The organism is Xanthomonas sp. GW (assembly GCF_014236815.1).
Lineage (GTDB): Bacteria > Pseudomonadota > Gammaproteobacteria > Xanthomonadales > Xanthomonadaceae > Xanthomonas_A.
The window spans coordinates 1,186,951-1,201,454 of record NZ_CP051189.1 but is presented as its reverse complement, the minus strand read 5'-3'; the positions used below and the strand labels follow the sequence as shown (position 1 = coordinate 1,201,454).

The window sequence follows — 14,504 nt, the reverse complement described above, 5'->3', positions numbered from 1 at the left end:
CGCCGCATCGCGATTTCCGTCGCAGTCTGTCGCTTGCCGCGTTGCGGTCGCACTGAATGACGCAATGCAGCAATAGTTTGGAAAGATGCGCGTCAAGCTGACCCGCGATGATGATCGCACCACGTTCTTCGGCTTTGCCGCATGCGCCCCTGTTCACCTGTATCCCCGGCGCTGGAAACGGCCTGCCCCGCTCTGCCTCCTGCCGCGCGCCTGCTCCGTCTCCAACGCACCCTGCTCGGCCTGTTGACGATCGCCCCGCTCGCGCTGCACGCCGCGCCGCGGCTCAACGAGCTGCAGTACATCGGCAGCCACAACAGCTACCACGCCGGTTTCGCGCCCAGCGAAGCGGCACTGTGGAAGCAAACCAATCCGGCGGTGTTCGCCAAGCTGGACTACCGCCATCCGCCGCTGACGCAGCAGTTCGACGACGGCGTCAGGCAGATCGAACTGGACATCTATGCCGACGCCAAGGGCGGCCGCTATGCGCATCCGGCGATCGCCCAGCAGATCGCCAAGGCCGGATTGCCGCCGGCGCCGGCCCTCGCTGCGCCCGGGGTGATGGAAAAGCCGGGATTCAAGGTCATGCATGTGCAGGATCTGGACCAGCGCAGTACCTGCCAGCCGCTCATCGCCTGCCTGCAGGAAGTGCGCGCGTGGTCCAAGCGGCATCCGCGCCATCTGCCGATATTCGTGCTGCTGGAAACCGAGGAGTCGCCGTTGCAGCTGGCGTTCCCGACCGTGCAGCCCGAACCCTTCGATGCCAAGGCGATGGACGCGCTGGATGCGGAAATCCGCTCGGTATTCCGGCGCGGCGAGTACCTGAGTCCCGACCAGGTGCGCGGCAGCGCAGCCACGCTCAATGCCGCGATCCTCGAACATGGCTGGCCATCCCTGGACGAGGCGCGCGGCAAGATCGTGTTCCTGCTCGACCAGCATTCGGTGGGCCGGCACTACTTGCCCGGCCATGCGTCGTTGCGCGGCCGCGTGTGCTTCACCAATGCCATTCCCGGCGAAGACGATGCCGCCTTCACCGAGCGCAACGACGGCAGCGCCGAAGAGATCGCGCGCCTGGTGAAAGCGGGATATCTGGTGCGCACCCGCACCGATGCGGACCTGAAAGAACCGGCAAGCAACGACACCACGCGCCGCGACGGCATGCTCGCCAGCGGCGCACAGCTGCTCAGCACCGATTTCCCCGACCGCGAGCCGGCCGCTTCCGGCTACGTGGTGCGTTTCGATGGCGACGCGGCCGCGCGCTGCAATCCGCAATTCCCGAACGCACGCTGCGACGGCACCGATCTGACGCATTGAATCGGCGCCGCTCGCGCCGTTCGTACCGCACCACCTCCACACACCTGTCGCAATGGAACGCATGGGCGATGCAATCGCCTGCGCCCGCTTAGCCGGGGCCAGGGTACCCAAGCTCACCAACCGCGAGTTCTCTGCATGCCGTCCTTCCGTTCCATCAGCCGCCTGACCTACGCCATCAGTATCGCCCTGACGTTCTGCGCACCCGCCTTCGCGGAGGACGCGAGCCCACGTACCCCCACCACGCTGGACTCGGTCAACGTGCAGGCCGACCAGGCGCCCGCGCCCGGTTCGATCAACGAACAACGCCTGTCCGCCAGCGTCAACAGCGTGATGGACAAGGAGCAGATCGACGCGATTCCCTCGGCCGGCATCGCCGACGTGCTCGCGCACATGCCGGGGTTGTCGGCCTACAGCGACATGCACCTGGGCCAGGCCACCACCGGCGAGAACGCCTACGTCAGCATCCGCGGCATGGACGCCAGCTACAACGCCTATACCCTCAACGGCTTCGGTATGCCCGAAACCGATTCGTCGACGCGTGCGATCTCGTTGAACATGCTGGCCCCGTTCGGCATCCAGTCGGTGCAAGTGTCCAAGGCGCCGACGCCGGACATGCCTGGCGATGCGATCGGTGGCGCGATCGATATGCGCACCCCCAGCGCGTTCGACTTCGACCGCGATTTCCACGCCAAGACCACCGCGCAAGGCCAGTTCAGCGAACTCGCCTCGGACCTGGGCGGCAAGGACAAGGGCGGCACGCTCCAGCAGGAACTGGCCTGGAAGTTCGGCGACAACCAGGCCTTCGGCCTCTACGTCGCCGCTTACTACGGCAAGAACAACAACATGGCGCAGGCGCCGGCGCCCAACAGCAAATACGTCCCGGTCGATCCGGCGCAGGCCAGTGCCGTGGATCTGCGCGACGTGGGGCCATTGGTCAGCACTCGCTACAAGTACAGCGTCTACACCAGCCAGATCGAGCGCTATGGCGCCAATCTCGCGTTCGACTGGCAGGGCGAGCACAGCAAGCTGTACGCCCGCGCCATCTACGGCAGTTACGATGTCACCGGGCAGCAGGACCAGTCCAGCGCGCGCCTGGAAACCTATTTGAACCAGCCCACGGCGGTGCGCGGCGGCTACTTCAACACGCACGACATCGGCGAAAAACTGGCCACACTGCAACTGGGCGGCACGACCACGCTGGACCGCCTGCAATTCGACTACGGCACCTCGTTCGGCCGCGGCACCCGCAGCCGGCCGGACTACGTCTCGGCCAGCCTGTACGGCTTCACCCCCGGCAGCTTCGCCTTCGACCTCAGCGATCCGACCTATCCGGGCATCGGCCCCAGCTCCGACGCGCTGAAGAATTACTTCTACAACCTGGACTCGTCGTTGCTGTGGAAGGTGCAGGGCCATGATGCCGGCAGCCACGACAACCGGATCAATGCGCATACCGACATCACCTACCGGGTGGACGACAGCGTGCTGGACAGCGTCAAGGTCGGGCTGTCGGCCGACCACGCCGACCGCGGCGCCTACGACCATCCGTTCTTCCACAAGGACGGCAACTTCGTCTCCAACGGCCCCTACTTCGGCGGCCCCAACTACGCCTTCCCCACCGCCGGCGGCCCGCCGCTGAGCGCAATACCGGGGCGGGTGACCTACGGCGCCTTCGATGGCCACTATGCCGGCCCGTTCAAGATCCTGGACCGCAACTGGATGCTGGCGCAGGCCGTGCCCTACAAGTACATCGACGATCCCAAGGGCGCCGGCGTCTACACCGCCAACGACTACAACGCCAACACCACTTCCAGCACCGAAGCGATCTATTCCGGCTACGCGATGGCCACGCTGCACATCGGCGAGGTGACCGTGCTGCCCGGCGTGCGCTACGAACTGACCCGCTACTCCGCCGACTCCTGGCAATCCAGCGGCGATGGCATCAATGGCCAGTTCGTCGGCAACGGCCGCACCTACGGCGAAGTGCTGCCGGGCATCAGCCTCAACTATCGCCCGGACGATCTCACCGTCTACCGCGCTTCGCTGCGGCGCAGCTTCAGCCGCCCGGCCTTCGGCCTGATTTCCGGCGAGACGGTCTACACCATCGACCCCAACAACACGGTCATCGGCATTTCCAAGCCCAATCCCGACCTCAATCCGAGCAAGGCCGACAACGCCGACCTGTCCGCGGAGTTCTACGACGCCCACGGCGGCGTGCTCAGCGCGGCGGCCTACTACAAGCGCATCACCGGCTTCGTCTACACCTCGCAGTCGGCCACCAGCAACGACAACACGCTCGGCGGCCTGGTTCCCACCGGCACCACGTTCGAGAACGGCGTGCCGGTGACCATGCCGCAGAACGGCGGCACCGCCAAGCTCTACGGCGTGGAGTTGGCGCTGAGCAAGCGCCTGCAGGATCTGCCCGGTTTCTGGGGCAATTTCGGCGCCACCGCCAACCTCACCCTGCAGCACAGCTCGGCCGACAGCAAGCGCGCCGACCAGCCGGAAAACACCTGGTTGCCGCGCGCACCGGAGCGCATCTACAACCTGGACCTGTTCTACGACGACACCAAGCTGCGTGCGGACCTGAGCTACAACTACACCGGCCTGCAACTGCTCGGCCTGACCAGCGACCGACTCAACTACTACCTGCAGCCGGTGAAGTCGCTGGACTTGAACGCCACCTACCACCTGCCGCACGGCATCGACGTGGGCGTGTCGGCCAAGAACCTGCTCAATGCGGCCACGTTCTACGAGACCCAGGGCAAGTCCACGCGCTACATGGCCTACGATCCCGGCGCCGACGGCGCCTATGTCGAGACCGGCCGGGTGTACATGCTGACGCTGGGCTACACCTACTGAGCGCAGCCTGCCTCCGGCGTATCGCGCCGGAGGCCTCGCGCCTTCGATCTCGAAGGCGATACGGATGCGCGGCCCGGCAGTGCCGGCCGTGCTCCGGTCAGCGGGTAGCCAGCCATTTCACGCTGGCTAGTCGCGGCGCTTAGGCATGGTGGCGGGAATTCATGCCGGAGTCGCCGATGTCCCGCCTATCGCTTCCACTCGCCTGCCTTGCCGTGCTGTTCGCAAGCGCAGTCGGCAACGCATCGGCGCAACCGCCCGCCAAGGCCGCGGCCTCCAGCGCAGCACCGGACAGCGGCGAGCGTTCGCCGCTGCACGCGCAAGTGCTGCTGGACCGCGCGCACTTCTCCCCGGGCGAGATCGACGGCCAACCGGGCTCCAACCAGCGCCGCGCCGTCTCCGGCTTCCAGCAGGCGCGCGGGCTGACCGCAAACGGCGAACTCGACGACGCCACCTGGCAGGCGCTGGTGCAGGACGCCGCGCCCGCGCTGATCGCCTACACGCTCACCGCCGAGGACGTCGCCGGCCCGTTCCCCAAGATTCCCGAGGACACCGCGGAGAAGGCCAAGCTGCCGGCGCTGGGCTACGAATCGGTGGAAGAGCGCCTGGGCGAACGCTTCCACGCCGCGCCTGCGCTGTTGCGCGCGCTCAACCCGTCGGTGGACTTCAGCCAGGCCGGCGCCAGCATGCAGGTGCCAAATGTGCTCGGCACCGCCGCGCTGCCGAAGGCGGCCAAGCTGGTGGTCGACAAATCCGACTCCACCGTGCGCCTGCTCGACGCCGGCGGCGCGATCCTGGCCCAGTTCCCCGCCTCCACCGGCAGCGAGCACGACCCGCTGCCGATCGGCGATTGGAAGATCAAGGGCGTGGTGCGGCAGCCGACCTTCCACTACAACCCCAAGCTGTTCTGGGACGCCGACAAGTCCGACAAGAAGGCCACACTGGCCGCAGGCCCGAACAATCCGGTCGGCGAGGTGTGGATCGATCTGTCCAAGGACCACTACGGCCTGCATGGCACGCCGGATCCGGCGCGGGTCGGCAAGGCGCAATCGCATGGCTGCGTGCGCCTGACCAATTGGGACGCGCTGACCGTGGCCGCTGCGGTGAACGCATCGGTGCCGGTGACGATGCAGGAGTGAGCGAATGAAGACCCTGCTCAGCCTGGCGGCGCTGGTGATGGCGGTAGCGCTCGGCTACTGGGTGCTGCGCGCTGGCGTGCAGGTGCGCCCCAGCGCTGCCCATGCCGACGATGCGGCGGCCACGCCGGCGATGTCGCCCGCCGCAGCGCCGGCAGCGCCGCCGGCGCAGCGGGAGGCACTTACCCTGGTGCCTGCCCCCGTGGCGACGGACGCCGCACCCACGGCGCAGCCTGTCGCGGCCGCAGAGGCCCCCGCGGCCGCGCCGGCGAACGCTTCCGATGAGCTGCTGATCCCGGTACAAGGCGTGCGCCGCGACCAGTTGCAGGACACCTTCACCGACGCGCGCAGCCAGGGCCGGCGCCACGACGCGATCGACATCCTGGCGCCGGCCGGCACGCCGGTGCTGGCGGTGGCCGACGGCAGCGTGGAGAAGCTGTTCGACAGCGAGCGCGGCGGCCTCACCGTGTACCAGTTCGAACCCAGCGGCCGCTACGCCTACTACTACGCGCACATGCAGCGCTATGCGGATGGACTGGCGGAGAAACAGACGATCCGCCGCGGCCAGGTGCTCGGCTATGTCGGCAGCACCGGCAATGCCGATCTCGCCGCGCCGCACCTGCATTTCGAGATCCACCGGCTGGGCCCGGAAAAGCAGTGGTGGAAGGGCGAATCGCTCAATCCGTATCCGCTGCTGCGCGGCGAGCAGCGGTTGTAGGCGCAGGCGCGGCCTGAAGCTGCGTCTCCACAGGCTGCGCGAGCGCAGGCGCGTCCGCATCGGGTCTGGATCCGCCGACGGCCGAACGCCTTGAAACGCAGGCCTCCGCCCCACCGGCGCTTGCCTGCGCAGCCGCTCCCGCAGTAAGCCCGGGCAAGGCGCACTGCACCATTGCTGGCGGCAATCGAAAAACCGCTGCTTGAACCGCACCGGACCGGCGGGCCGGCTTTCGGGCCGCCGCCGGGGTCGCCGGCCGGCCCGCCATGTCATTCGCGTGTAAAATTCCCGGTTTTACCCAGAAGCAATGGCGAAAGCTCTTCCACGGCCGCCTGTCCCGGGCCCGGCGTTCATTCGCCTCCTCGCACGTCTCACCGACGCCGACATCGCGCCGTCCAGCCCCGCGCTGGCCGACCGGCTCGGCCAATGGATCGACTGGACGCGTGCCGTGGCCGTGTCCAGAGCGCTGGACGGCAGGCCGACCGCCATCGACGCGGACGCGCCGTTCGAGGGCGTCGACGAACACGAGTGCGCGCGCGTGCGCAGCGCGCTGGAGGAGGCGATTTCCAGCGACATCGCCGCGGACGCCGGCAAGCAAGGCCCCCGGCCTGGCCACGCCGCCGACGCGAACGCGCCGCTCGACTATGCGCCGTTCCGCCAGCGCTACCTGGCGCTGCAGCGCTCGATGCTGACCGCGACCGGCCGCCTGCGCGGCCAGCTGCGCGACACACTGGCGCGCACGTCGGCCGACATGGCGCGGCTGGCGGACGTGGATGCGGTCATGGAGCTGACCCTGAGTCCGCGCGAACAAACCCTGCTGGCGGCCGTGCCGGCGCTGCTGCAACAGCATTTCGAACGCCTGCGCGAGACCGAGCCCGCCGCGGCGGCCGACACGCACACGGCGGACACCGCCCAGGCACCGACCGCCAACGCCTGGCTGGAGGTGTTCCGCCAGGACATGCGCAGCGTGCTGCGCGCCGAGCTGGATGTCCGCTTCCATCCCATCGACGCGCTGCTCGCAGCGCTGCGCCCCCGCTGACCGAGACATCATGTTCAAGAACTTCTTCAATTCCGTCGTGTTCCTGGCCGGCCTCGCCGCCGTGTGCTGGATCGGCGTGGGCTACCTCGGCAACAATCCGCTGGGCGTCTCCTTCGCGCTGCTGATCGGCGCGTGCTACGTGGCCGGCGCGGTGGAGCTGTACCGCTACCGGCAGGCCACGGTCACGCTGCTCCATGCCGTGGACGACGCGGAGGCGGCGCGGTCCGACCTGGGCGGCTGGCTGCAACGCCTGGATCCGAGCCTGCGCAACGCGGTGCGCCTGCGCATCGACGGCGAGCGCGTGGCCTTGCCGGCGCCGGGGCTGACCCCGTACCTGGTCGGCCTGCTGGTCCTGCTGGGCATGCTCGGCACCTTCCTGGGCATGATGGCGACCCTGCGCGGTACCGGCCTGGCGCTGGAAAGCGCGACCGACCTGCAGGCCATCCGCGACTCGCTGGCTGCACCGGTCAAGGGCCTGGGCTTCGCGTTCGGCACCTCCATCGCCGGCGTGGCCAGCTCGGCGATGCTCGGCTTGCTCGCCGCACTGTGCCGGCGCGAGCGGCTGCAGGCGGTGCAAGCGCTCGACCTGGCCATCGCGACCACGCTGCACGTCCATTCGCAGGCGTTCCAGCGCAGCGAAGCGTTCAAGCTGCTGCAGCGGCAGACCGAATTGATGCCGGCATTGATCGACCGGCTGCAGGCGATGGCGGCGGGCATCGAGCAACAGGGCGCCGCCAGCGGCGAACGCCTGGCGAGCAACCAGGACGCCTTCCACGCCAGGACCGAGGCCGCCTATACGCGCCTGGCCGGCGCGGTGGAGCAATCGCTGCAGGCCGGCGTCGCGGAGAACGCGCGCGCGCTCGGCGCGGCGCTGCAGCCGGTGATGCAGGCCACCCTGGACGGCCTGGCACGCGAAACCGCCACGCTGCACGAGCACGTCGGCCAGGCCGTGCAGCGCCAGCTGGACGGCCTGGCCAGCGGCTTCGAGAATGCCGCCGCGCGTGCCGCACAGGCGTGGGAGGCCGCACTGGCCGGCCAGCGCGATACCAACCAGGCGTTGGTCCAGGATCTGCGCAGCGCGCTGGAAGGCTTCGGCGACAGCTTCGCGACGCGCTCGAACGGCGTGCTGGATGCCGTGTCGACGCGCCTGGACGCCACTGCGGACGGCGCCAAGCAGGCCTGGAACGCTGCGCTGTCGCGGCAGCAAGAGATCAACGCGCAATTGGCGGAGCGCAACGCGCAGGCACTGGATGCCATTTCGGTGCGCCTGGACGCCACGGCCGATGGCGCCAAGCAGGCCTGGAGCGATGCGCTGTCGCGCCAGGAAGCGATCAACGAACAGCTGGCAGCGCGCAACGCGCAGGCGCTGGACGCGATCTCGGTACGGCTCGACGCCACCGCAGATGGCGCCAAGCAGGCCTGGAGCGATGCGCTATCGCGCCAGGAGGACGTCAACGCTGCCCTGGCCGAGCGCAACGCGCAGGCGCTGGACGCGGCCGCGGCAACGCTGCAACAGCGCGCGGCGGCGCTGGTCGAGGCCATGCAGCATTCCCACGAACAATCGCAGGACGCGCTGCAAGCGCGCGACCACGCGCGCCTGGCCACGTGGACCGACACGTTCGCCGCGATGGTCGCCGGCTTGAACGCGGACTGGGAGCGCAACGGCGAGCGCATCGCGCAGCGCCAGCAGGACATCTGCGACACCCTCGAACGCACCGCAGGCGCGATCGCGGCGCAGACCCAGGCGCATGCCAGCGAGACCATCGCCGAGATCTCGCGCCTGGTGCAGACCGCCTCGGAAGCGCCCAAGGCCGCCGCCGATGTCGTCGCCGAGCTGCGCCAGAAACTCTCCGAGAGCATGGTCCGCGACACCGCCATGCTGGAAGAGCGCAGCCGCCTGCTGGACACGCTGCACACCTTGCTCGACGCGGTGAACCACGCCTCCACCGAGCAACGCACCGCGGTGGACGCCCTGGTCACCACCTCGGCCGACCTGCTCGAACGCGTCGGCACCCGCTTCACCGACCACATCGAAGCGGAGACCGGCAAGCTCGAATCGGTCGCCGCGCAGGTCGCGGTCGGCGCCACCGAAGTGGCGAGCCTGGGCGATGCGTTCGGCGGCGCGGTGGAGGCGTTCGGCCAATCGAACGCGGCGCTGCTGGAGCGCCTGCAGGGCATCGAGCAGGCGCTGGACAAGTCGCTCGCGCGCAGCGACGAGCAACTGGCCTATTACGTGGCCCAGGCGCGCGAAGTCATCGACCTGAGCATGCTGTCGCAGAAGCAGATCATCGAGGAATTGCGCCAGCTGCCCGGCCAGCACGCCGACGGCGGGGCCGAAGCGGCATGAGCGACGAGCTGGAAATCGACGCCGAATCGGGCGTGCCGATCTGGGCCGTGTTCGGCGACCTGATGTCGGTGTTGCTGGGTGCGTTCGTGCTGATCCTGATCGGCGTGATCGGCGTGCAACTGCAGCTGTCGCACAAGCTGGACGAGGAAGTCCGGCAGCGGCAGGCCGAGGCGCGGCAACGCAAGACCCTGGAACAGGCGCTGGCCGCGCCGCTGGCGGCAGGCCGGGTGACCCTGGTCGATGGCCGCATCGGCATCCGCGGCAGCGTGCTGTTCGCGCTCAATTCAGACCAGTTGCAGCCGGAGGGGCGCGAGGTGCTGAAGAGCCTGGCCGCGCCGCTGGCCGGTTACCTCAAGGCGCGCAGCGAGATCCTGATGGTCAGCGGCTTCACCGACGACCGCCAGGTGCGCGACAGCAACCGCCAGTTCGCCGACAACTGGGAACTGTCGGCGCAGCGCGCGCTGACCGTGACCCGTGCGCTGATCGACGAAGGCGTGCCGGCCGACGCGGTGTTCGCCGCCGCATTCGGCGCGCAGCAACCGGTCAGCCCGAACACCGACGAAGCCGGACGCGCCAGCAACCGGCGCGTGGAAATGGCGCCGCTGCCGAAGCTGTCCACGTCTGCCGCGCGACCGCATGCGCGATAACGCGACATCCGCGAGCGAACTGCTCGGCGCCTGGCGGCAACGACACGCCGAGCGCATGGATCCGCTGCGCTTCCGCTTCATCGAAGCGCTGGCGCGGCGCGTCGATGGGCATCATGGCCAAGCGCGGCGCCTGCTCGAACAGAAACTGTCCGTGCTGCTCGACGCCTATGCCGCGGACCTGGCCAGGATGTCGGCTGCGACGACCGCCGACGTCGATGCCCATGACGCTATCGATACCGACAGCGAGGCCGTCGCTGTAGCCGATGCCGATACCGCGCCGGCCACAAGCACGACCGCGCGCAGCCCGCTCGGCGAACTGCTGCAGCGGTTCGCCGGCGGCGCCGCGAATGACGCGCATAACGCGAACGACGCGGTAAACGCCATACCGCCGCAGTCTGCCCAGCAACTGCCCGCACTCGATGATGCGCGCAGACTGTGGGCCGAGCTGCGCAGCCGCAGCCAGCTGCGGCAATCACTGCAGCAGGCCCCTGCCGATGCCGGCCCTCTGAATTCCGGCGTGCTGGTGCACCGCGCGCTGGCGCTGATGCGCAGCCTGTCGCCGGGCTATCTGCAGCATTTCCTGGCCTACGTCGACGCGCTGTCGTGGCTGCAGCAGATGCACGACCATGACGTGCTCGCGACGCAACAGAAGCCCGGCGCGACCATCGGCAAAAAGCCGACGCGCGGCAAGCCGCGCAAGCGCAGCTGAAGCGCGGCCGCGCCCGATTGGCGCATAGATCCCTTGTAGGAGCGGCTTTAGCCGCGACCCGCGTTACCGACAATGCCTGTCGCGGCTAAAGCCGCTCCTACAGAAGCCGCGCCACTACACCGCGACAGCGCAGGCAAACCCACAAGAAAAAGGCCGGCTTGCGCCGGCCTTTTCCGTACCGCGGAAGACGCCGCGTTACAACGCCTTCGCCGCCGCGACCACGTGCTCGGCGGTGATCTCGAAGTACTTGTACAGCTCGTCGGCCGGTGCCGAGGCGCCGAACGTGTCGATGCCGACCACCGCGCCATCCAGGCCCACGTACTTGCGCCAGAAACCGGTGACGCCGGCCTCCACCGCCACGCGCTTGCGCACCGCGTTCGGCAGCACCGATTCGCGATAGGCCGCGTCCTGGCGGTCGAACACGTCGGTCGACGGCATCGACACCACACGGGTCTTCAGGCCCGCGGCATCCAGCACCTTCTTCGCGTCCACGGCCAGGCCCACTTCCGAACCGGTGCCGATCAGGATCACGTCCGGCGCGCCGCCCTCGGCATCGGCCAGCACGTAACCGCCGCGTTCGATCTGCTTGATCTGCGCGTCGCTGCGCGCCTGGAACGGCAGGTTCTGGCGGCTGAACACCAGGCAGCTCGGGCCGTCCTGGCGGGTGATCGCGGCCTTCCAGCTCACCGCCGACTCCACCGTGTCGCAAGGGCGCCACACGTCGTTGTTGGGGATGTAGCGCAGCGAGGCCAGGTGTTCCACCGGCTGATGGGTCGGGCCGTCTTCGCCCAGGCCGATCGAATCGTGGGTGTAGACATGGATCGCATGCGCCGGGTTCAACGCGCTCATGCGCACGCCGTTGCGCGCGTAGTCGCTGAACACCAGGAAGGTGGCGTCGAACGGGATGAAGCCGCCGTGCAGCGCAAGACCATTGGCGATCGCGGTCATGCCGAACTCGCGCACGCCGTAGTACACGTAGTTGGCGTTCGGGTCGTCAGTGGCGACCGACTTGCTGGCCTTCCACAGGGTCAGGTTGGAATGCGCCAGGTCGGCCGAACCGCCGACCAGTTCCGGCAGCAGCGGCGCGAACGCCTCGATCGCCATCTGCGAGGCCTTGCGCGAGGCGATGGTCTGCGCTTCGCTCGCCTGCTTGGCGATGTAGGCGTCGGCCTGGGCGATGAAGTCCTCCGGCAGTTCGCCATGCGAACGGCGGGTCAGCTCCGCGGCCTCGGCCGGGAACTGCTTGGCGTACTTGTCGAACGCCTGCTCCCACTCGGCCTGGCGCAGCGTGCCGGCGCCACCGGCGCGCCAGCCGTCGTAGATCTCCTGCGGGATCTCGAACGGGCCGTACGGCCAGTCCAGCGCCTTGCGCGCGCCTTCCAGTTCGTCCTTGCCCAGCGGCGCGCCGTGCGAGGATTCCTTGCCGGCCTTGCTCGGCGCACCAAAGCCGATAGTGGTGCGGCAGCAGATCAGGGTCGGCTTGTCGCTCTCGCCGATGGCGGCCTCGATCGCGGCCTTGATCGCGTCGGCATCCTGCCCGTCGACATCGCGCAGCACGTGCCAGCCATAGGCCTCGAACCGCGCCGGGGTGTTGTCGCTGAACCAGCCGGCGGTGTTGCCGTCGATGGAGATATGGTTGTTGTCCCAGAACGCGACCAGCTTGCCCAGGCCCCAGGTGCCGGCCAGCGAGGCGGCTTCGTGGGAGATGCCTTCCATCATGCAGCCGTCGCCCATGAACACCCAGGTGCGGTGGTCGACGATCTGGTGCTCGGGACGGTTGTAGCGCTGCGCCAGCAGCTTCTCGGCCAGCGCGAAACCGACCGCGTTGGCGAAGCCCTGGCCGAGCGGGCCGGTGGTGGTCTCCACCCCGGGGGTCTCGCTGCGCTCGGGGTGGCCGGCGGTCTTGCTGTGAAGCTGGCGGAAACGCTTCAGCTGCTCCAGCGGCAGGTCGTAGCCGGACAGGTGCAGCAGCGCGTACTGCAGCATCGAACCGTGGCCGTTGGAGAGCACGAAGCGGTCGCGGTTGAACCACTTCGGATTGTTCGGATTGTGGCTGAGGAAGTCGTTCCACAGCACTTCGGCGATGTCGGCCATGCCCATCGGCATGCCGGGATGGCCGGACTTGGCGGCCTCGACCGCATCGGCGGCGAGGAAGCGGATCGCGTTGGCGAGCTGGCGGCGAGTAGGCGTGGTCATGTGGGTTCTGTTGGACAGGAAGCGGGCGCGGGGGCGTCGGGTCCACCATTGTCCCACAGCCCGGAGCGCAGGACAGTCACCGGACCTGGACACGCGGCGGCGGCGGCCTCGGACGCCGCCGCATTAGGCCGATCAGCCGATTGCAGCCGCCCGTGGCGCGGCGTCGTTGCCTTCGCCCTTCGCCACCAGGGTGGTCAGCGCCAGATCGCCGGTCACGTTCAGCGCCGTGCGACACATGTCCAGGAAATGGTTGACGCCCAGGATCATGCCGATGCCGACCGGGTCCACCCCGACCATCGCGCAGATCAGCGCCACCACCGGCAGCGAGCCGGACGGCACGCCGGCGGTGCCGATGCCGCCAAGGATGCACACCAGCATCACCATGAACTGCTGCGCGATGCTCAACTCCACGCCGAAGAACTGGGCGAGGAAGATCACGGTGACGCCCTCGAACAGCGCGGTGCCGTTCTGGTTGGCGGTGGCGCCGACGGTCAGCACGAAGCGCGACACCTTGCTCGGCAGGCCCATCTCGTCGGCCACGCGCAGCGCGGTGGGCAAGGTGGCGTTGCTGGAGGCGGTGGAGAACGCCATCACCGTGGCCTCGCGGGTGGCGCGGAAGAACGCCAGCGGCGAGCGCCCGGCCAACTTCACTGCCAGCCCGTAGGTCACCACCATGTGCAGGCCCAGCGCCAGCACCACCACGCCGACGTAGGCACCGAGGCGGATCAACAGTTCGAAGCCGAACAGCGCCGCCAGGTTGAACATGAAGCAGGCCACCGCGTACGGCGCCAGGCGGATCACCAGCCCGATCAGGGTCATCGAGATCTCGAACACGCCCTCGATGCCGCGCCGCAGCGTCGCCACCTTGGCGTCGTCGCTGAGCACCATGCCCACGCCGAACATCACCGCGAAGAACATCAGCGACAGGATCGCGCCGTTGCTGGAGGCGGCGGCGACCACGTTGTCGGGCACGATCGCCAGCAGCATGTCCATGCCGCGCGGCTGCTGCTTGCTCTGGTCGACGATCTGCGCGGCACGCTCCGCGTTCTGCTGCAGCAGTTGCTGCGCCAGTGCGTGGTCCACGCCGGTGCCGGGCTTGAGCACGTTGACCAGCACCAGCCCGAGCAGCACCGCGATGCCGGACAGCACCACCGTATAGCCGAGCGTCTTCCAGCCGATCCGGCCCAGCGCGCGGATGTCGCCCATCTCGGAAATGCCCATCACCAGCGCCGAGAACAACAGCGGCACGATCAGCATGAAGATCAGGCTGAGGAACAGCTTGGACAACGGCGTGGTCAGGTACTTGGTCAACGCCTGCACCCAGGCCGCATCGCCGCCCACGCTCATGTGCACGGCCAGGCCGAACACCAGCCCGAAAGCGAAGCCGATCGCCATTTTCCAATGCAAAGGCATGCCGGTCTTGGCCTTCACGGGGGTGTCGGTCATGGTGTGTGCCTTGCAGAAGGGAAGCCGAGCTTAACAAACCCGCACCAGCGGGCCGCAAGCCCGCGACACCTGGCGCGTGCGCTGCGGGACGTGCCGCTCGGG

At 68.5% G+C, this 14,504-nt stretch carries 10 protein-coding genes; 8 read left to right on the top strand and 2 right to left on the bottom strand.

Annotated elements, in window-relative coordinates; genetic code table 11:
- The first annotated feature begins 141 nt into the window (after positions 1-141).
- The 8 genes from HEP73_RS05070 (at position 142) to HEP73_RS05035 (ending at position 10,760) form a co-directional block, all read left to right on the top strand.
- Positions 142-1,311, top strand: a complete 1,170-nt coding sequence (locus tag HEP73_RS05070) for a phosphatidylinositol-specific phospholipase C1-like protein (protein ID WP_185822360.1) — start codon at positions 142-144, stop codon at positions 1,309-1,311.
- Between the two features lie 135 nt (positions 1,312-1,446).
- Complete coding sequence (locus HEP73_RS05065; protein WP_185822359.1) at positions 1,447-4,170, top strand: TonB-dependent receptor; 2,724 nt, start codon at positions 1,447-1,449, stop codon at positions 4,168-4,170.
- Between the two features lie 176 nt (positions 4,171-4,346).
- The gene (locus HEP73_RS05060; protein ID WP_185822358.1) at positions 4,347-5,306 is read left to right on the top strand and encodes a L,D-transpeptidase family protein; all 960 of its coding nucleotides are present in this window, start codon (positions 4,347-4,349) and stop codon (positions 5,304-5,306) included.
- Positions 5,307-5,310: 4 nt separating this feature from the next.
- The gene (locus tag HEP73_RS05055; RefSeq protein WP_185822357.1) at positions 5,311-6,021 is read left to right on the top strand and encodes a M23 family metallopeptidase; all 711 of its coding nucleotides are present in this window, start codon (positions 5,311-5,313) and stop codon (positions 6,019-6,021) included.
- A 304-nt stretch (positions 6,022-6,325) separates the two neighbouring features.
- Positions 6,326-7,057, top strand: coding sequence for a DUF3348 domain-containing protein (locus HEP73_RS05050; RefSeq protein ID WP_185822356.1), 732 nt, complete (start codon positions 6,326-6,328; stop codon positions 7,055-7,057).
- Between the two features lie 10 nt (positions 7,058-7,067).
- Positions 7,068-9,404 carry a DUF802 domain-containing protein gene (locus tag HEP73_RS05045; RefSeq protein ID WP_185822355.1) on the top strand — a complete coding sequence of 779 codons (2,337 nt, stop codon included), beginning with the start codon at positions 7,068-7,070 and terminating at the stop codon, positions 9,402-9,404.
- A complete protein-coding gene (locus tag HEP73_RS05040; protein WP_185822354.1) occupies positions 9,401-10,051 on the top strand; it encodes an OmpA family protein in 651 nt (216 codons plus the stop codon). The genes HEP73_RS05045 and HEP73_RS05040 overlap by 4 nt, the downstream gene beginning before the upstream one ends.
- Positions 10,041-10,760: a DUF2894 domain-containing protein gene (locus tag HEP73_RS05035; protein ID WP_185822353.1), complete on the top strand. Its 720-nt coding sequence runs from the start codon at positions 10,041-10,043 to the stop codon at positions 10,758-10,760. Before HEP73_RS05040 ends, HEP73_RS05035 begins: the two co-directional genes overlap by 11 nt.
- A 195-nt stretch (positions 10,761-10,955) precedes the next feature.
- On the opposite strand, the gene tkt is transcribed toward HEP73_RS05035, so the two are convergent.
- A complete protein-coding gene (gene tkt / locus HEP73_RS05030) occupies positions 10,956-12,956 on the bottom strand; it encodes a transketolase (RefSeq protein WP_185822352.1) in 2,001 nt (666 codons plus the stop codon).
- A 132-nt stretch (positions 12,957-13,088) separates the two neighbouring features.
- Entirely contained in the window at positions 13,089-14,402 is a 1,314-nt protein-coding gene (locus HEP73_RS05025; protein ID WP_185822351.1) for a dicarboxylate/amino acid:cation symporter, read from the bottom strand.
- Between the last annotated feature and the right edge of the window lie 102 nt (positions 14,403-14,504).